The 20,107-nt window shown below is 43.7% G+C and carries 17 protein-coding genes; 11 read left to right on the forward strand and 6 right to left on the reverse strand.

All coding sequences use genetic code 11. The features are described from left to right. Window position 1 precedes the first annotated feature (1 nt). The 4 genes from yidC to J699_RS00820 all read left to right on the forward strand — a co-directional run bounded on the left by yidC (window position 2) and on the right by J699_RS00820 (window position 7,760). Entirely contained in the window at window positions 2-1,759 is a 1,758-nt protein-coding gene (gene yidC, locus J699_RS00835) for a membrane protein insertase YidC (protein WP_005228173.1), read from the forward strand. A gap of 114 nt (window positions 1,760-1,873) precedes the next feature. Then, window positions 1,874-3,229, forward strand: coding sequence for a tRNA uridine-5-carboxymethylaminomethyl(34) synthesis GTPase MnmE (gene mnmE, locus J699_RS00830; RefSeq protein ID WP_032871404.1), 1,356 nt, complete (start codon window positions 1,874-1,876; stop codon window positions 3,227-3,229). A 147-nt stretch (window positions 3,230-3,376) separates the two neighbouring features. After that, window positions 3,377-6,895, forward strand: a complete 3,519-nt coding sequence (locus J699_RS00825) for an AAA domain-containing protein (protein ID WP_032871406.1) — start codon at window positions 3,377-3,379, stop codon at window positions 6,893-6,895. Between the two features lie 166 nt (window positions 6,896-7,061). Further along, a complete protein-coding gene (locus J699_RS00820) occupies window positions 7,062-7,760 on the forward strand; it encodes a DsbC family protein (protein WP_032871408.1) in 699 nt (232 codons plus the stop codon). A gap of 55 nt (window positions 7,761-7,815) precedes the next feature. Here the strand turns inward: J699_RS00820 and J699_RS00815 are convergent, their stop codons facing one another. From J699_RS00815 to guaD, 3 genes are all read right to left on the reverse strand, one after another. Then, entirely contained in the window at window positions 7,816-8,067 is a 252-nt protein-coding gene (locus J699_RS00815; RefSeq protein ID WP_004660536.1) for a GlsB/YeaQ/YmgE family stress response membrane protein, read from the reverse strand. A 232-nt stretch (window positions 8,068-8,299) separates the two neighbouring features. Next, window positions 8,300-8,827, reverse strand: coding sequence for a hypoxanthine phosphoribosyltransferase (gene hpt / locus J699_RS00810; protein WP_004776485.1), 528 nt, complete (start codon window positions 8,825-8,827; stop codon window positions 8,300-8,302). Between the two features lie 224 nt (window positions 8,828-9,051). After that, entirely contained in the window at window positions 9,052-10,368 is a 1,317-nt protein-coding gene (guaD, locus tag J699_RS00805; RefSeq protein ID WP_032871410.1) for a guanine deaminase, read from the reverse strand. 316 nt (window positions 10,369-10,684) lie between these two features. On the opposite strand from guaD, the gene J699_RS00800 reads away from it, so the two are divergent. Further along, window positions 10,685-11,056 (forward strand): hypothetical protein, encoded by a 372-nt coding sequence (locus J699_RS00800; protein ID WP_032871412.1) that lies wholly within the window; start codon window positions 10,685-10,687, stop codon window positions 11,054-11,056. A 56-nt stretch (window positions 11,057-11,112) separates the two neighbouring features. Here the strand turns inward: J699_RS00800 and J699_RS00795 are convergent, their stop codons facing one another. Then, window positions 11,113-12,069, reverse strand: a complete 957-nt coding sequence (locus tag J699_RS00795) for a TerC family protein (RefSeq protein ID WP_032871414.1) — start codon at window positions 12,067-12,069, stop codon at window positions 11,113-11,115. A gap of 297 nt (window positions 12,070-12,366) precedes the next feature. Beyond that, on the reverse strand, window positions 12,367-13,281 hold the full coding sequence (locus tag J699_RS00790) for a LysR family transcriptional regulator (protein ID WP_032882987.1): 915 nt from the start codon (window positions 13,279-13,281) through the stop codon (window positions 12,367-12,369). Between the two features lie 105 nt (window positions 13,282-13,386). On the opposite strand from J699_RS00790, the gene J699_RS00785 reads away from it, so the two are divergent. Genes J699_RS00785 through J699_RS00770 form a run of 4 tightly spaced genes read left to right on the forward strand, consistent with a single transcriptional unit; the run spans window position 13,387 to window position 17,211 of the window. Next, entirely contained in the window at window positions 13,387-14,619 is a 1,233-nt protein-coding gene (locus J699_RS00785) for an acyl-CoA dehydrogenase family protein (RefSeq protein WP_032871419.1), read from the forward strand. A 12-nt stretch (window positions 14,620-14,631) separates the two neighbouring features. After that, window positions 14,632-15,753: a phosphotransferase family protein gene (locus tag J699_RS00780; RefSeq protein ID WP_032871422.1), complete on the forward strand. Its 1,122-nt coding sequence runs from the start codon at window positions 14,632-14,634 to the stop codon at window positions 15,751-15,753. Continuing rightward, entirely contained in the window at window positions 15,750-16,448 is a 699-nt protein-coding gene (locus J699_RS00775; RefSeq protein WP_032871424.1) for a histidine phosphatase family protein, read from the forward strand. The genes J699_RS00780 and J699_RS00775 overlap by 4 nt, the downstream gene beginning before the upstream one ends. Before the next feature lie 19 nt (window positions 16,449-16,467). After that, complete coding sequence (locus J699_RS00770; protein ID WP_032871426.1) at window positions 16,468-17,211, forward strand: SDR family oxidoreductase; 744 nt, start codon at window positions 16,468-16,470, stop codon at window positions 17,209-17,211. Between the two features lie 311 nt (window positions 17,212-17,522). On the opposite strand, the gene mpl is transcribed toward J699_RS00770, so the two are convergent. Then, window positions 17,523-18,884, reverse strand: coding sequence for a UDP-N-acetylmuramate:L-alanyl-gamma-D-glutamyl-meso-diaminopimelate ligase (mpl, locus tag J699_RS00765; protein ID WP_032871428.1), 1,362 nt, complete (start codon window positions 18,882-18,884; stop codon window positions 17,523-17,525). A 222-nt stretch (window positions 18,885-19,106) separates the two neighbouring features. On the opposite strand from mpl, the gene J699_RS00760 reads away from it, so the two are divergent. Together J699_RS00760 and purE are read left to right on the forward strand one after the other, a co-directional pair. Beyond that, complete coding sequence (locus J699_RS00760; RefSeq protein WP_005186310.1) at window positions 19,107-19,460, forward strand: DMT family protein; 354 nt, start codon at window positions 19,107-19,109, stop codon at window positions 19,458-19,460. A 134-nt stretch (window positions 19,461-19,594) separates the two neighbouring features. Next, window positions 19,595-20,107 carry a 5-(carboxyamino)imidazole ribonucleotide mutase gene (gene purE / locus J699_RS00755; RefSeq protein ID WP_004776464.1) on the forward strand — a complete coding sequence of 171 codons (513 nt, stop codon included), beginning with the start codon at window positions 19,595-19,597 and terminating at the stop codon, window positions 20,105-20,107.

Genomic DNA, 20,107 nt, shown 5'->3' on the forward strand with positions numbered 1-20,107 from the left:
TATGCAACAATGGGCCAGATTTGCAATTCTTGGAGCCATGTTTGTTACCGCATATTTGCTTATTTTGGCTTGGCAAAAAGACTATGGTCATGCTGCACCAGCACCGCAACAACAAGCGGCGGCTGTCACTGCACATGATGTATCTGCAGATTTGCCAAATGCTCAAAATGCAACAGCGGCTTCAGACTTGCCACAAGCAAATGTGACTGCATCACAAACCACAGAAACACCATCTGTGAGTCAGCAACTGATTTCAGTACAAACGGATCTGTATCATCTTTGGATCAATCCTAAAGGTGGTGATATCGTTCGTATTGAATTGTTAAGCCATGATGAAAGCAAAGACAGCGATAAACCGTTTGTCATGCTGGAAAGTGATGCGAAACGTACTTACGTCGCTCAATCTGGTTTGATCGGTTTGAATGGACCAGATAGCAGCCGTGGCGGACGTCCAATGTATGATGTTGAAAAAACAGCATATACCTTGGCGGATGCGAAGAGCGTTGCCTCAAAAGATGGTAAGACACATCAAGTGTTGACTGTGCCATTGGTATTTAAAACACCTGAAGGTGTGGAAGTGATCAAGTCGTTCACCTTCACCCAAGGTGATTATCCAATTACAGTGAAACATCAGGTTGTTAACCGTAGTCAGCAAAACTGGCAAGGCCAGATGTTTGGTCAGTTAAAGCGTGACAATTCTGATGATCCGGGTAAATCTTCTCAAGGTATCTTTACCCTTGGAACTTATCTGGGTGGCGCATGGGGTACACCAGACGCGCATTATAACAAGTTGAAATTCAGTAATTTTAATGATGAAAAATTGAGTGTTGAAGCCAAGGGCGGCTGGGTTGCCATGGTTCAGCATTATTTCGTCAGTGCCTGGATTCCGGGTAATCTGAAACTGACCCAAGCGGATGGCCAGCCTTATGTGGCTAAGCTTGAATCGCGTCAGTCTGCTGATCACATGAATATCATGGGCTTCACTTCCCCAGTGATCAATGTACCGGCCGGTACCTCAATGGAAGTGGATGCACAACTTTATTCTGGTCCAAAAATTCAGTCTGAACTCAAAGATTTAGCTGCGGGCTTAAACCAGACTGTAGATTACGGCTGGTTATGGCCGATTGCCAAACTCTTGTTCCTGGGCTTACAGTTCTTCCATAACATCATTGGTAACTGGGGTTGGTCAATTATCTTATTGACGATCTTGGTGAAATTGATTTTATGGCCACTTTCTTCAAAAAGTTATCGCTCAATGGCGAAAATGCGTGTGATTGCACCAGAAATGCAACGCATGAAAGAAGAATTTGGTGAAGACCGTATGCGTTTCTCTCAAGAAATGATGGCCTTATACAAGCGTGAACAAGTTAATCCATTGTCTGGTTGCTTGCCGTTATTGTTACAAATGCCGATTTTCTTGGCCTTGTACTGGGTATTGATGGAATCGGTTGAACTTCGTCATGCGCCATGGTTAGGCTGGATTCAAGACTTATCAGCAATGGATCCATGGTTTATCTTGCCGTTGATCATGGGTGTGACCATGTTCGTACAGCAAATGTTGAATCCACAACCGACTGATCCTATGCAGGCAAAAGTGTTCCGTATCATGCCAATCATGTTTACGGTATTCATGTTGTTCTTCCCTGCCGGTTTAGTGCTTTACTGGATCGTCAACAACAGTATTACCATTTTGCAACAATGGTTTATTAACAAAGGTGTCGAAAAAGACCGTCTCAACAAGGTTGAATCGAGTTCTTAAGTTCGAACTTTTACTGAATAAATCCGCTTAAGATGGTAATCTTAAGCGGATTTTTCTTTGTCTGTATTTAGGGTTCCTGTTTCATAACCCTCGTGTTTTTTAGGTGAATTTAACATGCAACATCAAACCACAATTGCTGCGATTGCTACCCCATTAGGTCGTGGTGGTGTGGGCGTGATTCGACTTTCTGGCCCTAAAGCTTATGCCATTGCTGAACAGTTGACCCAGAAAACTCTTCCTGCTGCCCGCATGGCAGGCTTCCGTCAATTCTATGATGCGGATGGTTCAGTGATGGATGAAGGCATTGTACTGTGTTTTCCAAATCCGCATTCATTTACCGGTGAGGATGTGGTGGAATTACAGGGGCATGGTGGTCCAGTTATTCAGAATGCGTTACTAGCGCGCTTACTGGATCTGGGTGCGACGGCTGCCAAGGCGGGGGAGTTTTCCATGCGTGCCTTTGAAAATGGCAAGATGGATCTGGTGCAAGCTGAAGCGATCGCCGATTTGATTGATGCAACCTCACAGGCCGCGGCACGTTCAGCGGTTCGTTCCTTACAGGGCGCCTTTTCAACCAAAATTAATACCGTTTTAGAAAAGCTGATTCACTTGCGTTTGCATGTGGAAGCGGCCATTGATTTTCCAGAAGAAGAAATTGATTTCCTTGCCGATGGCAAGATTTTAGCTTTGCTGGATGAGGTGCAGGACTCGGTCAAGGCTGTACAGCAATCTGCACGCCAAGGACAGCTGTTACGTGAAGGTTTGCAGGTGGTGATCGCAGGTAAGCCGAATGCAGGTAAATCCAGCCTGTTAAACGCGCTGGCGGGCCATGAACGGGCCATTGTGACCGATATTGCCGGAACCACCCGCGATGTATTGCATGAAAAGATCAGTTTGAACGGTTTGCCAATTACCTTAACCGATACTGCCGGTTTACGTGAAACAGGTGATATCGTCGAGCAGGAAGGGATTCGTCGTGCGATTAAAGAAATTGAACAGGCCGATTTATTACTGCTGGTCTACGATTTAAACCAGGGTGATGAACCGTTACAGCTGGCGCGCGAATATTTTGCCGATCATCTTGAACCGAAGCGTTTACTGTTGATCGGTAACAAATGCGATTTAACCGGTCAGGAGGCGACTTTAAGTGATTATCAGGGCTTCCGTCATATCAGTGTGTCTGCCAAACAGGATATGGGTGTTCAGGCGCTCATAGAAGCGATTACAGCGCATGCAGGCTTCCAGCCTGAGGAAGACACCTTTATTGCCCGAACACGTCATTTAGACGCAATGAAGCGCACTCAGCGCTATCTTGCAGAGGCGCGTGAGCAACTTGTTGTGTTTAACGCAGGTGAACTGGTGGCTGAATCATTGCGCCTGGCACAAAATGCATTGGGTGAAATCACCGGTGACTTTAGTGCCGATGATCTTCTCGGGAAGATTTTTGGTTCGTTTTGTATCGGTAAATAATTAAATTTTTTGTGCGGTTATTGAGATTGTAGCTTTAGCTTGTGTTTTGGGGCAAATTATACATCAGGTCTAAAACGGGTATCTCATCTGGTTACCTAATGTAAGTCCCTATAAGGAAAGTAAAAAATTTAGAAAAAGGAACTCTCTGTGGAAGATATTTCTTTGAAATATGCTAAATATTGGCGTAACTCTCTTGCTGATAGTATTAACGGAAGAGGGATAATACAAGAACGCGAAGCGGACAAGTTTCTCCAGATTCCATTAAACCAATTACGTCAGGAATATATTCAAAATCCTGACCTCATTGCTTCGCTGTTTGATGGACAAAATAAAGACGTCCAGACTATAGAGATTTTGGTGCGTCCAAAAGTCTATCAGTCAATACTTGAGCATACAGTTGGTAACTCGAATTTACCAGAGATTGTCACGCCTTTAATATTAAGTGCCACACTCACCCGAAAAGGCTTAATTTACCCCGCACAAAATACGTCTATACCACGTGATCTATTGGCCCCCTTGGTTGATGGTGCCTTCGTTATAGGAACAGTGTCCCAGCAGGATATTTTTTTAACCCAATATCCTCCCCCTAAACATACGTATTCTGATCCAGAAGGCTTAAAGGCTCAGAATGTTACAAGCCTATGGGATCAAAGCCTAAATCACGCAGAACAACTGCTTAAAAATGTGATGTCTGATTTATCAGAACTGGAACTTAACTTTCAACAAACTGATTATGCTTATGTTTCAGCAAAACCGCCGTTCACGACTGCGCAGATTTTATCTCTTTATGATCATATCTGTGATAAAGAGCTGCAAGTCCCTCTTTTTGATCGTTATACGAGCCAGAATACAGCTGAAGAGCCATGTATAAATGCCCAAATATCATTTGCAACTCGAATTGGGCATTCTAGTGATCAATATCCTTTGGCTCAGGCACAACGGGATGTACTCGCCCATCTAACAGCAATGCAAGAAGGGGATATTCTTGCGGTCAATGGACCACCAGGTACAGGAAAAACCACTTTATTACTGTCTGTCATTGCAATGTTATGGGCTCAGGCGACGCAACAAGAAGCAGGAGAGCCACCTGTTATCGTTGCTGCTTCTACCAACAATCAAGCCGTTACAAATATTATTGAGGCATTTGGTAAAGATTTTTCTGATGGCATATCTTTTGCCGATGGTAAATTTGCTGGTCGCTGGCTACCTGATATTAAAAGTTTCGGTGGATATTATCCTTCTCAGTATAAGCAAACAGGTCATACAAAATACCAAACTCAAGAATTTTTTGAGGAAATTGAAAATTCTGAGTACGTAAAACACGCAACGGTCCATTATTTAGCGGCAGCAAAAAACGCTTTCTCCGACTTAAATCAACCCTCTGTTAAAAACGTAGTTGAAAAACTGCAACAATACATTGCCCATGAAATCAGTCAGCTGGAAAAATTACATCAAACTTATGCTGCTTTAGAAGCAGCGAAACAGGTATTACATGATGAGCTTGGCAATGACCCGCAGGAGGCAATGTCTGCAAGATTAAAACAAGCCAATGAACTGGAGGCAGAACACCAAAATTTTATTCAGCTACAGGAGCGGCTTGAAATCTATTTGGCGCATGAACCTTTGTTCTATCGGTTGTTCTCTTGGTTTCCTCCAATTGCAGATAAACGTCGTTATCGTCTTAAACTCTTTTTAAAAGATGATTTACCGACGGGTTTTAATTTAAATCAGTTTCAGAATATAAAAGAATTGGATGCTGTGATTCAGGGGCATATCAATCAAAAGTCAATCTCACTTCAAGCCCAACATCAGCTTGTTGAAGCTGGAATGGCTGTGATAAAGACGGTTGAAACAGAAACTGAACATTGGTATCAACTGCTTCAGCGATTAAAAAGTTCTGCGACTGCAGAGCAACTTCAACGAAGTGGTTGTAATAAGCCAGAACAAGAAATTCATCTGCTTGAATGTGATTTATTGGCTGATCTGGTGATTCGCTTTCCAATTTTTTTACTGAGTACTCACTATTGGGAAGGTCGTTGGTTACTGGAAATGGAACAGCCAATAGATCCACCGACAAAAACAGGCCTCAAGGCTATACAGAAGCGTTGGCGTAGACGCATGAAATTAACCCCCTGTATTGTATCAACTTTTTATATGTTACCCAGCCATATGAAGGGCAAGCGTTACGATGGCAAAGATGGGGCAGGAAAAAATAAATATCTCGATGATTATCTATTTAATTTCATTGACTTGCTGATTGTAGATGAAGCGGGTCAGGTATTACCTGAGGTTGCTGGCGCATCGATGACATTGGCAAAAAAAGCCTTAGTTATTGGAGATACATTACAAATTGAGCCGATTTGGTCTATTCCAACGACTGTTGATATTGGCAATCTGATTCAGACTGAAATTATCAGTTCGACTAATATTCAAAATGATTATGAACAGGTGAAAGAGTTAGGGAAACTGGCTTCAACAGGAAGCGTCATGCTTACTGCGCAACAGACCTGTCGCTATCAATATGATGCTGACCTAGCTAGAGGTTTATGGTTATATGAACATCGGCGTTGTTATGACCAAATCATTGGTTATTGTAATGAGCTTTGTTATAAAGGTAAGCTCAAACCGATGCGTGGATTGGCTCCAAATAATCTATTACCCTCAATTGGATATCTGCATATAAATGGTGTATGTCAAAATAAGGCCAGTGGCAGTAAGCATAATTTGACTGAAGCAGAAACGATTGCAGCATGGCTTCTAGCGCACAAGGAAAAATTAGAGCAACATTATTATCCTAAGAAATTACATGAAATTATTGCTGTCGTGACTCCTTTTACTGGGCAAGTTACTGCCATTAAAAATGCATGCCTGAAGCATGGATTGGATACTCAAAAAACAGGTTTAACGGTCGGAACAGTTCACTCATTGCAAGGTGCGGAGCGACTTGTTATTATTTTTTCACCGACTTATTCAAAACATCTCGATGGACGTTTTATCGATAATAACAACAGTATGTTAAATGTTGCAGTTTCTCGTGCAAAAGATAGCTTTTTAGTCTTTGGTGATATGGATCTATTTGAAATTTCCAAGAAAACATCACTTAAATCTCCTCGGGGCCTATTGGCATCACTTTTATCATCAGAAGGCAAATTGCAATTCGAGCTGATCCCACGTCAGGACTTAGGGCAATCTGATTTTTTACGCTATGCAAATGAGCATGATAAATTTTTACTTGAACGTGCTTTAGCCAAGGCCACAGAGCAGGTCCAAATTGTTTCACCTTGGATAAATCTAAATCGAATTAAGGAAATTGGTGCGCTCGATGCCATGTGCCAAGCGATTCAGCGTGGAGTGAATATTACAATTTATACTGATAAGGATTTTAATGAAAAAAAATTAGGATCAGTTCAGTTAAAACAGCTGATAGCTATTTTGAATCAGTATGGTATACAAGTTTTTTGTATTCATCGAATCCATAGCAAACTGGTGCTGGTTGATGATTCAATTTATTGTGTTGGCTCATTTAATTGGTTTAGTGCATTTCGTAAAGAAACACATGAGTTTTATCGCTATGAAACCTCCTATGTTTATACTGGCGACCAGGTTGCCAAAGAAATTAAAACAGAAAGGGAAATATTGGAGCAACGGAAAATCTCAATTTATTAGTCTCCAACAGTATTTTTATCCTCTTGATTGGTTGCGCTGCCCTCTGATGTTCCACGTGAAACATCACAATCGTCGGTTGAATTTTGGTTGTTACTGCGTAAGCTGAGCTGTTTGGCCGTCCGATAATCATTACAATAGCGGCTGATTTTTGTATAGAGTGTCACTCATGTTAAAAAAAATTGGGATTTTCTCATTATTAAGTTGTGTTTCTGCACTGGGCTTTGCCAATGTCGAGACCTTAAAAAGTAATTTGAGTAAACAATATCCCAATATTCAGGTGACCAACATCCAACCGACTGCAATGAGCGGTTTATACAGTGCCAGTCTGGACAACCAGATTATCTATCTGGATGAAAGTGCCCAACATATGTTTATCGGGTCAATGGTGCGTTTAAAAGACCAGAAAAATTTGACCAAGGATCTGGTGATCCAGCAAAACACGGTGGACTGGAAACAGTTGCCTTTCAAAGATGCGATTAAAACCGTCAAAGGCAATGGTAAGCGTGAGTTGGCGGTTTTCTCCGATCCGAACTGTCCATATTGCAAGAAACTGGAAGCCGAGCTGGACAAGTTGAATGATGTGACCATCTATACCTTTATCTATCCCTTAAAAGCACAATCGGTTGCTGTGTCTCAATCAGTCTGGTGTGATGCTAACCCGGCCTATGCATGGAAAAACCTGCTGCAGAAGAATGTACAGCCGCAACAAAAAACCTGTGCGAATCCGTTAGAGCGTAATTTGCAGCTCGGTCGAAAATTAGCTGTAGATGGCACCCCGACCCTGATTTTTAGCAATGGATTTAAAATGGTCGGTGCACGAAGTGCTGCAGAGATTCAGACGATCTGGAAAGAACTCGGCCTATAAATAAAAACGCCCAATCCATTACATGAATGAATTGGGCGTATTAATCTAGACCGTTCTAGCTTTTTTTGGTGACCAGATTGTAGATAAACAAAATAATGATCGCACCAATCACAGAGGCAATGAAACCGGCTGCCGAATTTTCACCATATAGACCGAGCAAGCGACCACCGTAGGTTGCCAAGAGTGAACCTGCGATACCCAGTAAGGTGGTTACAATAAAGCCTGCTTTATCTTCACCCGGATGTAAAGCACGTGCAATTAAACCAGCAAAAAAACCAACGACGATTGCCACAATTAGAGACCACATTGTCTTTCTCCTTGTTTTAACAGTGATATTTATTACTATCCTGCTTGATACCGACAAACTTTGTCTGTAGTGGATTGCTGAGTTATGTCGTATTTTTGTGCTGGATTTAGCGGGTTTTGATTAAAGCATGGCTGAAAAAGCCGCTTTAGATGCATCACTCAGACCAGAGCATTCGACAGTTGATCTGAGCGCAAGACAAGGTGGGAACGAGACCGTTAACCGCAGGATTGGATTAAATCCCGATTTCACCAATAAATGGCAAGTGACGATATTTTTGATCAAAGTCGAGGCCATAGCCGACAATAAAGCGGTCTTCGACTTCAAAGCCCAGGAATTTTACATCCAAAGGAATTTCACGGCGTGACGGCTTGCTGACTAAAGTACATAATTCAATTGAGTTTGGATTACGGGTTTTCAGCATTTCAACCACTTTGCTGAGAGTATTGCCTGAATCGATAATATCTTCGACCACAAGCACATCTTTACCGTGAATTTCGCCGTCAAGATCTTTTAAAATTTTGACATCACGAGAGGAAACGGTTCCACCACCATAACTAGACACGGTCATAAAATCGAGTTCATGTGGTTTGTCGATGGCACGGCATAAATCTGCCATAAAAATGACTGAACCACGTAATAAGCCGATCAGTACCAGTTCTTTATCACTTTGAGCATAGTGTGCATTGATTTTGTCGCCCAGTTCTTTCACTTTGGCTTGAATCTCTTCACTTGAAATCATAATGCGCATTGCAATGGTCATCGGTAGATTCCTAAAACTTAAAAACGGGAAAATAAAAAAGGTGTTGACCTGCAACACCTCGAAATCTTGAGCTAATCTGGCAATTTTAAAACAAAATCACTTTTCATGCATCTTTTGATGACGAAGAATGTGTTTCATTTTGAGCAGACGAGCTGTCCCGTTTCAGCAGAACAGCACATCCAATCGCAATACAGAGTAAGCCAAGTCTCTGTTTATTTAAAAATTTAGTTTTGGCTATAGGCTTTTTGTCCATAGATATAAGTCGCCTCAATATTTCGGTCATCGCCCATGGTGAATAAAGCAAACAGGCTATCTTCAACCGATTTTGAACGTGACTGACGCAGTTGTTGTAATGCGGTTGGCTGGGTATTCAAGACCACGAAATCAGCTTCTTTACCGATATTAAAGTTACCAAGTTTCTCATCCAGATCCAGCGCTTTCGCCCCACCGAGTGTGGCGTGATACAGCGATTCAAAAGCTGAGAGTTTATCGCCTTGTAACTGTTGAACTTTGTATGCTTCATTCACGGTCTGCAACAGACTAAATGAAGTCCCTGCCCCAACATCCGTGCCTAAACCGACTTTTACTTGCTGTTCCCAGGTCTTTTGTAACGGGAATAAACCACTGCCCAAGAACAGGTTTGAAGTCGGACAGAAGGCAATCGCAGAGTCGGTTTCATGCATACATTTCCATTCTGCATCTTCCAGATGGACGCAATGCGCAAATACAGAACGTTGACCGGTTAAGCCATAATGATGATACACATCCAGATAGCCGTCCTGCTCAGGGAACAGCTCTTTTACCCATGCGATTTCATCTTTGTTTTCACTTAAATGGGTATGTACATAAACATCCGGATATTGCGCTTTGAGCTGGCCTGCTTGTTCCAGTTGTTCTGGTGTAGACGTTGGCGCAAAACGTGGTGTAATCGCGTATAAAGCACGGCCCTGTCCATGCCACTTCTCAATCAGGGCCTTAGAATCATCATAGGCGCTCTGTGCGGTATCACACAATGCTTCTGGTGCATGACGATCCATCATCACCTTCCCTGCGATTAAACGCATCTGGTGCTGTGCTGCGGCTTCAAATAAAGCATCCACAGATTCAGGATGTACCGTACAGAACACCAACGCGGTAGTGGTCCCGTTTTTAAGCAACTCATTGACAAAAAAATGGGCTATCTCTTGGGCATAAGCTTTGTCTTTAAACTGAATTTCGGTCGGGAAAGTATAGGTGTTGAGCCAGCTTAATAATTGTTCGCCGTAAGCACCGACCATTTCCGTTTGTGGGAAATGGATATGGGTATCAATCATGCCCGGGATGATCAATTGTTCTGGATAATGCTGGATTTCAACGTTTGCAGGAAGATGGGCTTGAGCGTCGTTCCACGTGCCAAACCAGCGAATTTTACCTTGTTCAGTGATCATTACACCGTCTTCGATATAACGGACTTGATCGGCAATTTCAGTGGCTTGAGAAACGGTCTTTTGAATATCTAAGAAGCGACCACGAATCACCGTGGTTGGGGTAGCCAAAGTCATAACAACCTACAATTTTACTTTTTTCGGTTGATTGTACCTGATTTTGCCAAATTTACTGGATTATTCGGCTAATTAATGCGCTTAAAAGGTATATAAATGTGAGCAGTAGTTTGAGTCATGTGATTGTGTCTTCAGCGACGCTGTATCTATATTTTCAATAAAAAGAAGTGCGTTTGAGAACAGTAGATGAATATTTGAAGAGCTGGATGTGTTCTGAATCATATTATTTTATTCGCCCGGCAGTGCTTATGAAAGCTATAATCAAGTGCACACTCACTTTGCTGTCATTTAGAGTTTAGAAATCAAGAGAAAATTTATGAAAAAAATAGGGTTATTTATTTTATTGGCATGCACAATTTCGGCATGCAGTTCTCACAACGAAACCTATCAAAGCACGTTTAAGCATACTCCTGAATGCCAAGCTCAGTTAATAGACATTAGCAAAGGCAATTTTAAGCTGGATGATATTGCAAAGGAGCGTTTGAGCTTTGATTTTCAAGCGGCAGATAACAATGAAGAAATTATCCAAATGAATATCGCTGAAAAACAGCCAAATGCCACCCGATCAGCTGGACGGATTAAGGTGAATAAAGCTCGAAATGAAATTTTCAACTCAACCTTTGATGATATGAATATGATTCCTATCAAGCTGGGTTCACATCCCTCTTTTATTAAAGACTGCTTTTAAAAAGTAGGTCATGATAAAAAAGGCCTGCAATGCAGGCCCTTTCTATATCCAACGGGTTATTGCGCTTGTCGCTTATTGTGTCGTAACGACAGATAAGCGGTGATAGCTAATACCAGAACGATAAAGCCTAACGAAATCCAGATTGGCATGTGGAACACATCCAGCAATAACATTTTTGCACCAATGAACAGTAAGATGATGCCCAAACCATACGGTAAGTAGTGCATTTTTGACGCTGCACCTGCCAATAAGAAGAACATCGCACGTAAACCCAAAATCGCCATTAAGTTTGCGGTTAAAACAATGAACGGGTCACTGGTCACGGCGAAAATTGCAGGAATGGAATCCACCGCAAAGATCACATCAGACGCTTCAACCAAAATCAAAACTAAAAATAAAGGCGTTGCCCATAACACACCATTCTGGCGAACGAAGAAATTGTTGCCTTCAAGCTGTGGCGTGATACGCATGTGTTTGCGTAACCATTTCAGTAACTTGATATCTTCAATATTGGTATCTTCTTCATCCTGACCTTTCAGGAATTTAAAGCCGGTGTAGACCAGGAAGGCACCGAAGATATATAGCACCCAGGAGAACTCTTGCACAAACCACGCACCAATAAAGATAAAAATGGTTCGCAGAATGATTGCACCAAGTACGCCGTAAAGCAGGATTTTACGTTGATATGCAGGCGGGATCGCAAAGGCTGCGAAAATCATTAACCAGACAAAGACGTTATCAATTGCCAGTGATTTTTCCAGCAGATAACCTGCGAAGTATTCCATAGTTTTCTGGTTGGCAATGGTCGCACCTACGGTTTGCTGTAGATAAAACCATAATCCGCCACCAAAAATCACCGCGACACTGACCCAGGCAATACTCCAGTAGGCTGCCTGTCTGATCGGCACGTCCTGATTTTGTTTTTGTTTAAAGCCTAAAAAGTCGACCAGTAGCATTACGGTGACGAGACCGAAGAATGCGACATAGAGCCATAAATTACCGATAGTTTCCATCACAACTCCCTATCTGGCAAATGGACATAAAAAAACCTCGACCAGTTGCCAGATGAATTAATACATCTGTTTCAACATGATCAAGGTCTTGCCTACACCACGATGGATTGTGATGCTCAGAGTCCGACTTTTTGCAAAGTGTAATGACGAAGCTCTGACACCTAAGGCATGCAGCGCTTAGGTCTGGAGGAGGCTACTCCCCTTGTCAACATATTCTGTATGGATATTCATATCCAAATATGCGTATAGAATTACATACTTTTAAATAATGTGCAAATATTCATCAGCAATGCTGGTTTAAAAAATTTTCAGGATTTCCGTCCGTAAAAATTGATGGCGGGGGTTATGTTTCACATTTTCATGCCAATACATGCCCATATTGATTTGAGGTAGCTCGATTGGCAAAGGATGGATATGTAAGGCTTGGGAATAATGCAAATGCTTGAGGATGCTTTGCGGGATGGTCAGAATCGCATCGGGATAATGATTCAATATCTGTAACGCCGTTGCATAGTGCTGGCAACGCAGGAAAATCTGGCGGGATAATTGCTGCCGATTGAGATAGATATCCTCGAGCAGAATCCCGGTACGCCGTGAAGACACACCAATATGCGGTGAAGACAAATACAGCGATAAATCCATATTGGCCTGCTGGGTACACACCACAAAATGGTCTTCAATCAGATTTTCAAACTGTAAACTGGCCTGATACGGTTGCACCAGATCAATGACAAAATCAATCTGTTGGGCAGAAAGATCCGCCAGCATGTTTTTACGATCCAGTTTGGAGCTCAGGAACTGAATGTCCAGATTCAGTTGCGCAAAATGATGTACCAGCTGCGGAAAAATAATCGGCTCAATTTCGTCATGAATGGCGATTTTCAAGCTGTGCAACATATCAGGCACAAAGTCCTGTTGCGGTACGGCAATACTCTGAATCGTCAATAATGCAGTTTGAATCGGCTGGGAAATTTGCTCGGCATACGGTGTAGGCAGCATTTTTTGACCGCTGCGCACGAATAACTCATCACCAAGCTGGCTACGCAAGCGTTGCAAGGCATGACTCACCGCAGACTGGCTGATACACAGCAATTGTGCCGCTTTAGAAATGCTCTTCTGTTCAAAAATCGCAATAAAAAGCGGATATAAATTAATATCGATACGATGAAAATGTCCCACTTCCAGCGGGTTGCTATTATGAATCTGATTCATAGTTTTGAATAAAATAAAATCATTTCATTCATAATAAATTTTCGCTTATGGTGATGTAAAGCAGCGAATCAGCTTTCGCCAAATTTTAGATTGAGGGAGAACAGGATGTTTGCATTATCAGCGCGTGCCCAAGATTTTATTGCACGTACGCAAGCGTTTATCCAGCAGGAAATTGAACCCGTTGAAAAAGCATTCTGGGATGAGGTACATCGTCTCAATGTCGATGGTGACTGGACCCAATGGCAATGGCCTGAACAATTACAACAATTGAAAGACAAAGCCAAAGCAGCAGGCTTATGGAACATGTTCTTACCTGATGCCGAGCTTGGTGCAGGCTTATCGGTTCAGGAATATGCACATATTGCCGAACTGACGGGACGTAGCCTGCTTGCGCCGACGGTATTTAACTGTAATGCACCCGATAGCGGCAATATGGAAGTGTTGTGGCGCTATGGTAGCGATGCGCAAAAACAGCAATGGCTACAACCCCTACTCAAGGGGGAAATTCGTTCCGTGTTCTGTATGACCGAGCCTGCGGTGGCATCCAGTGATGCGACCAATATGCAGGCCACTGCGGTGGTAGAGGGTGATGAAATCGTCTTGAATGGACGTAAATGGTGGTCATCCGGTTTAGGTGATCCCAATGCCAAAATCATTATTTTTATGGCCTATACGCCGGATCCAGGCAAAGACCGTCATCACCAGCATTCTATGGTACTGGTACCGGTCAATACCGCAGGCGTGACCATTGAACGTATGCTGCCTGTGTTTGGCGATTACGATGCACCGCATGGGCATGGACAGGTCAGCTTCGACAATGTGCGCGTGCCAGTCAGCAACTTCATTGGTGGTGCAGGACAAGGCTTTGAAATTGCGCAAGGCCGTTTAGGCCCTGGGCGTATTCATCATTGTATGCGCTGTGTTGGCGCCGCAGAGAAAGCGCTTGAACTGATGATTGACCGTGGCATGTCGCGCAAGGCTTTTGGCAAAGAACTGCTCAAGCTGGGTGGCAATCTGGAACGCGTTGCAGATGCGCGTGTGCAGATCGATCAGGCGCGTTTATTGACCTTATACGCTGCCTATAAGATGGATACGCAAGGTAATATGGCGGCATTAACTGAAATTTCGGCCATTAAAGTGGTCGCGCCAACAGTCTTGCAAAATGTGGTGGATATGGCGATTCAGATCCACGGTGGCGAAGGTGTTTCCCGTGATACACCGTTAACGGCTTTCTTTACTCAGGCGCGAAGTTTACGTTTGGCCGATGGACCTGACGAAGTCCATAAAGGCATGATTGCCAAATTAGAACTCAAAAAACGTGGCTATGGTCGTAAATAAGGATAAAAGCAAATGACAGTAATTGATATGGGCGGTCAGGTTCGTCATGGTGAGGAACTGGATATTGCAGCGGTTGAAACATGGTTAAAAAATCAGGGTGTGAATTTGCAAGGACAGGCAAAAGTCACCCAATATTCAGGTGGCGCATCTAACTGGACCTACCGTTTAGAGTATGACAATGCTGATCTGATCCTACGCCGTCCACCGAAAGGCACCAAGGCCAAATCAGCGCATGATATGGCACGTGAATACAATGTGCAGAAGTATCTGGCACCCTTCTACCCTGTGCTGCCTGAAATGATCGCGCTGTGTCAGGATGAGAGCGTGATTGGTTGTGATTTCTACGTGATGAAGCGGATTGAAGGCATTATTCCACGTGCCAATTTACCCAAAGAATTACCGCTGGATGAACAGCAAGTCCAGCAACTGTGCCTGAATGTGCTGGATAAATTGATTGAACTGCATCAAGTGCCTTATCAAGGTACAGCGCTGGAAAAACTGGGCAAAGGTGAAGGCTATTGCCGCCGTCAGGTTGAAGGTTGGGATGTGCGCTATAGCAAGGCCCTGACACCGAATGTACCTGATTTCGCGTTTGTGCGGGAATGGTTGCAACAACATATTCCGGCCGATTCCAAAACCTGTGTGATTCATAATGACTGGCGTTTTGATAATGTCATTTTAGATCCACAGCAACCGACTCAGGTGATTGGGGTACTGGACTGGGAAATGGCGACCTTAGGTGATCCGTTAATGGATTTGGGCAGTGCCCTCGCTTACTGGATTCAGGACGATGATGATGCCTTGATGAAGTCCAGCCGCCGTCAGCCGACCAATCTGAAAGGCATGCTGACGCGTCAGCAAGTGGTGGATTACTATCTGGAAAAAACAGGTTTAAAGCCTGATAACTGGGCATTTTATGAAGTATTTGGTCTGTTCCGCTTAGCCGTGATCGCGCAGCAAATCTATTACCGTTATTACCATCAGCAAACCGATAATCCAGCCTTTAAAGACTTCTGGGTCCTGATTCATGCCCTGCATATTCGTGCCCTAAAATTGATTGCACAGGACAATACACAAGCCCAGCAATTAATTCCTGAATATGGCGCAAAATTGAAGGAAATTTTAACCGCATGAGCACCATATATCTGGTACGACATGGGCAGGCGTCCTTTGGGGCGGCCAGTTATGACTTGCTCTCTGCCAAAGGCGAGCAACAGGCACAGGCAGCGGGTGAGTTTCTCAGCAAGACTTTAAAATCCTCTCCTTTGGTGGTGGCCGGTTCAATGCAGCGCCATCAACAAACGGCACAACTTGCTTTAGCGCAAGGTTTTGCAGAGGTACCGATTCACACTGAATCCAGCTGGAATGAGTTTGATCATCAGCATGTATTTGCTCAATACGAACCCCGCTTTAATCAGCCTGAATTACTCAAACAGGATGTCGCGCAAGTTGAGAACCCACGTGCCTATCTGGCGAAAATCTTTGATGGGGCGATTGAACGCTGGATTGGAGAGCAATATGACCATGAATATCATGAGACCTGGTTAGGTTTCCAAAGCCGTGTAGAAAGCGCGTTGCATGGCCTGTGTCAGCAGCTTGATGCGACACAGCAGCGTCAGGCGGTGGTGTTCAGCTCTGGTGGTGTCATTTCAGTGGCGGTGGGTCAGGTGCTGGGCTTGGATGCGAAACAGATCTTTGCGCTGAACTGGTCGATTGCCAATGCCAGTATTAGCACGCTGCGTTGGGTGGATGGTCGTTTGCAATTACTGAGTTTTAATGAACATCATTATTTAAAAGCAAATGATGCAGAACTTCTTACATGGATTTAAATAAGAATAGGTGACGGAAATGGCAAAGACAATTTTAATTACAGGTGCAAGTTCGGGTTTAGGCGCAGGTATGGCGCGTGAATTTGCCGCCAAAGGCTACAATCTAGCGCTTTGTGCACGACGTTTAGAGCGTCTGGAAACGTTACAACAGGAGTTGCAAAGCCAGTTTTCCGTTCAGGTCAAGATCAAGACCCTGGATGTGACTCATTACGATGATGTGTTTACCGTATTTAAAGCCTTTCAGCAAGAATTTGGCAGTATTGACCGCATTATTATCAATGCAGGTGTAGGTGATGGTCGCCGTATTGGGAAAGGACATTTTGAGGTGAATCGGGCGACGGCGGAGACTAACTTTATTTCTGCTCTGGCGCAATGTGAAGCCGCGGTTGAAATCTTTAGAGCGCAAAACCAAGGTCATTTGGTGGTGATTTCTTCGATGAGTGCCATGCGTGGTTTACCGAAGCATTTATCGACCTATGCGGCCAGTAAAGCAGCGGTGGCGCATTTGGCTGAGGGAATCCGTGCGGAATTGCTGGGTACACCCATTAAAGTGTCGACGATTTTCCCAGGTTATATTCGCACTGAATTGAATGAAGGCGCCAAGAAACTGCCGTTTGAAGTGGATGAGAAGACAGGAAGCAAGGCTTTGGTGAAAGCCATTGAGAAGGAGCCAGTGAAGGCGTATGTGCCACAGTGGCCATGGTTGCCAATGGGCATAGCAATGAAGATTTTGCCGTTAAAATTGGTGAATAAACTGAGTTGATGGCAATTTAAAATGCATGTGTACATATGTTTATTCGACAGGGATGTTGCTTGTCACGATCTGAATGAACATAATTTTGAAGAAATACGATACGCGGAAACGTCATCTGCAACCTGCGTGGTTTAAATGAGAGGCTGTTTCTGCGATATATGTTGATAAATGCAAGAAGAGGACAGGTTTTGCAGATGACAATGGTTTTGCCTACTTTTCCCGAAAGAAAAGTAGGGCGAGCCGCAGGCTGATCCAGAAATTAGATAAGAACTTGCAAGACTCCGTTAAGACAATAGTTTTTCAGAAAGTGCTGACTTTGATTATGACAAAGCTGTAATCAACTTTTGGTGTAAACCACCAAAACCGCCATTGGACATGATCACCACAGCATCCCCCTCACCTGCTTCATTCACCACACGGGCAATGATGTCATCGAGCGAGCGGCTGACTTCTGCTTTGTTTGCTGATGCTGCAATCACAGGTTGCAAATCCCAATCCAGACCTTCAGGTTGATACCAGATCACTTCATCCGCTAAACGGGCTGAATGTGCCAAACCATCTTTATGGCTGCCCATACGCATGGTATTTGAACGTGGTTCAATGATCGCCCATAGCTTACGTTCACCTAGACGTTTACGCGCGCCGTCCAGTGTGGTTTCAATGGCAGTTGGGTGATGGGCAAAGTCATCATAGACTTCGATGCCACGCACTGTCCCTAACAGCTCCATACGGCGTTTTACCCCACCGAAGTTGGATAAGGCTTCACATGCCTGTTCAAGGCGAACACCCACGTGTTGTGCAGCAGCAATGGTCGCTAAGGCATTGGCAACGCTATGTTGCCCGGTCATGTTCCATTTCACTTCACCGACCACGTTGCCGTGTTCAAGCACTTTAAAGTGGCTACCATCCGCACTGATCAATTCGGCAGATAACGCGGCTTGCGCATTTGGCTCTAGACTGGTACGAATCACTGGTGTCCAGCAACCCTGCTCTAAGACTTCATCAATATTGGTTTCAGTAATGGGCGCAATAATACGGCCTTCACTTGGAATGGTACGGACTAAATGATGGAACTGTTTTTGAATCGCAGCAAGATCATCGAAAATGTCGGCGTGGTCAAATTCAAGGTTGTTTAAAATCGCGGTTTTAGGATGATAATGAACGAACTTAGAACGCTTATCGAAGAATGCAGAATCATATTCATCCGCTTCGACACAGAAATATTGACCACCACCTAAACGTGCACTTTCACTAAAACCAAGTGGTACGCCGCCGATCAAGAAACCTGGATTTAAACCCGCCTGATCCAGCACCCAGGCCAGCATGGTGGTGGTAGTGGTTTTACCATGTGTACCTGCGACACCGAGTACGTGTTTGCCTTGCAGCACATGATCTGCCAGAAATTGTGGGCCAGAAATATAAGGAAGGCCTTCATTCAGCATATATTCAATCGCATCAATGCCGCGTTTCATGGCATTGCCGACAATCACCAGATCAGGATGCGGCTGTAAATGGCTACGGTCATAGCCCTGCATCAGTTCAATACCCGCATTTTCGAGTTGAGTTGACATAGGTGGATAAACATTGGCATCTGAACCTGTGACTTTATGTCCTAAATCTCGTGCTAATAGAGCCAAAGACCCCATAAATGTGCCACAAATACCCAAAATATGCAGATGCATAACGCGCCTTCTCCACTGCTCTTCATACAGCACTGATATCGTATGTATGATTGTCGTTATCAATAAAAATCAAACGCAACGATAGCAAGGCTTGCATGGAAAAGATAGTCAAAATTCGTTGTTGTTGTTTAGTTCTAATTATGCAGATGAATGCTAAAATTTGAGGGTTTTTACAAGCATATCTTCTTTGCGATTCACCCTTGATCTGGATACCAGCACATTATGTTGAGCCCTACTCTTTTAGCGTTATGTTTGTTGATTATTTCCAACTGTTTTATGACCTTGGCATGGTATGGACATCTGAAAATCCTGCATGATGCGCCGATCTGGCAAGCGATCCTGTTTAGCTGGTGTATTGCCCTGCTGGAATACAGTTTTATGATTCCTGCCACCAAGTTGCTCAACCAGCATGGCTGGAGTCTGGGGGAAATGAAGATTACCCAGGAAGTGGTGACATTAATGGTGTTTGTGCCCTTTATGATTTTTGTCTTTAAACAGCCGTTTAAGCTGGACTATATCTGGGCAATGCTGTGTTTAATGGGGTGTGTCTATTTTGTATTTCGAAACCAGAGCTAATCTTCGTGAAGCAGTTCACGCGTTCTTTTGTTGGGGATGCTTGAAAAAACCGCTATAATATTTGCCAATTTATTCCTTCGTGCTTGGCGTAAGTCGAGATACTTCTCTATTTTTATCATGTTTTGGAAAAGCCAATGAATGCGGTCGCAACAGATAGCCAACCTTTAGTCGGAATTATCATGGGTTCTCAATCAGATTGGGCAACCCTTGAACATACCGCTAACATGCTCAAACAGTTGGGTGTTCCTTTTGAAGCTGAAGTGGTTTCTGCGCATCGCACCCCGGACCGTTTATTTGAATATGCTGAAACAGCTCGTGATCGTGGTATTCAGGTGATTATTGCAGGCGCTGGTGGTGCGGCACATTTACCGGGGATGTGTGCGGCTAAAACTGATTTACCTGTACTGGGCGTACCGGTTAAATCATCGATTTTAAATGGTGTAGATTCATTGCTTTCAATCGTGCAAATGCCAGCAGGTATTGCGGTAGGTACTTTGGCGATTGGTCAGGCTGGTGCGACTAATGCAGCGATTATGGCAGCGCAGATTTTAGGCTTAACCCGTCCAGACATCGCTAAAAATGTAGCGGATTTCCGTACGGCACAAACAGAAAAAGTATCGAGCAATAACATTCCTGGTCAAGTATAA

The organism is Acinetobacter sp. 1000160 (genome assembly GCF_000588715.1).
In the GTDB taxonomy this organism is placed as follows: domain Bacteria; phylum Pseudomonadota; class Gammaproteobacteria; order Pseudomonadales; family Moraxellaceae; genus Acinetobacter; species Acinetobacter courvalinii.

Coding starts and splice junctions, on each gene's coding strand:
- yidC (WP_005228173.1), top strand. CDS start 2: ATGCAACAATGGGCCAGATTTGCAATTCTTGGAGCCATGTTTGTTACC.
- mnmE (WP_032871404.1), top strand. CDS start 1,874: ATGCAACATCAAACCACAATTGCTGCGATTGCTACCCCATTAGGTCGT.
- J699_RS00820 (WP_032871408.1), top strand. CDS start 7,062: ATGTTAAAAAAAATTGGGATTTTCTCATTATTAAGTTGTGTTTCTGCA.
- J699_RS00815 (WP_004660536.1), bottom strand. CDS start 8,067: ATGTGGTCTCTAATTGTGGCAATCGTCGTTGGTTTTTTTGCTGGTTTA.
- hpt (WP_004776485.1), bottom strand. CDS start 8,827: ATGACCATTGCAATGCGCATTATGATTTCAAGTGAAGAGATTCAAGCC.
- guaD (WP_032871410.1), bottom strand. CDS start 10,368: ATGACTTTGGCTACCCCAACCACGGTGATTCGTGGTCGCTTCTTAGAT.
- J699_RS00800 (WP_032871412.1), top strand. CDS start 10,685: ATGAAAAAAATAGGGTTATTTATTTTATTGGCATGCACAATTTCGGCA.
- J699_RS00795 (WP_032871414.1), bottom strand. CDS start 12,069: ATGGAAACTATCGGTAATTTATGGCTCTATGTCGCATTCTTCGGTCTC.
- J699_RS00790 (WP_032882987.1), bottom strand. CDS start 13,281: ATGAATCAGATTCATAATAGCAACCCGCTGGAAGTGGGACATTTTCAT.
- J699_RS00785 (WP_032871419.1), top strand. CDS start 13,387: ATGTTTGCATTATCAGCGCGTGCCCAAGATTTTATTGCACGTACGCAA.
- J699_RS00780 (WP_032871422.1), top strand. CDS start 14,632: ATGACAGTAATTGATATGGGCGGTCAGGTTCGTCATGGTGAGGAACTG.
- J699_RS00775 (WP_032871424.1), top strand. CDS start 15,750: ATGAGCACCATATATCTGGTACGACATGGGCAGGCGTCCTTTGGGGCG.
- J699_RS00770 (WP_032871426.1), top strand. CDS start 16,468: ATGGCAAAGACAATTTTAATTACAGGTGCAAGTTCGGGTTTAGGCGCA.
- mpl (WP_032871428.1), bottom strand. CDS start 18,884: ATGCATCTGCATATTTTGGGTATTTGTGGCACATTTATGGGGTCTTTG.
- J699_RS00760 (WP_005186310.1), top strand. CDS start 19,107: ATGTTGAGCCCTACTCTTTTAGCGTTATGTTTGTTGATTATTTCCAAC.
- purE (WP_004776464.1), top strand. CDS start 19,595: ATGAATGCGGTCGCAACAGATAGCCAACCTTTAGTCGGAATTATCATG.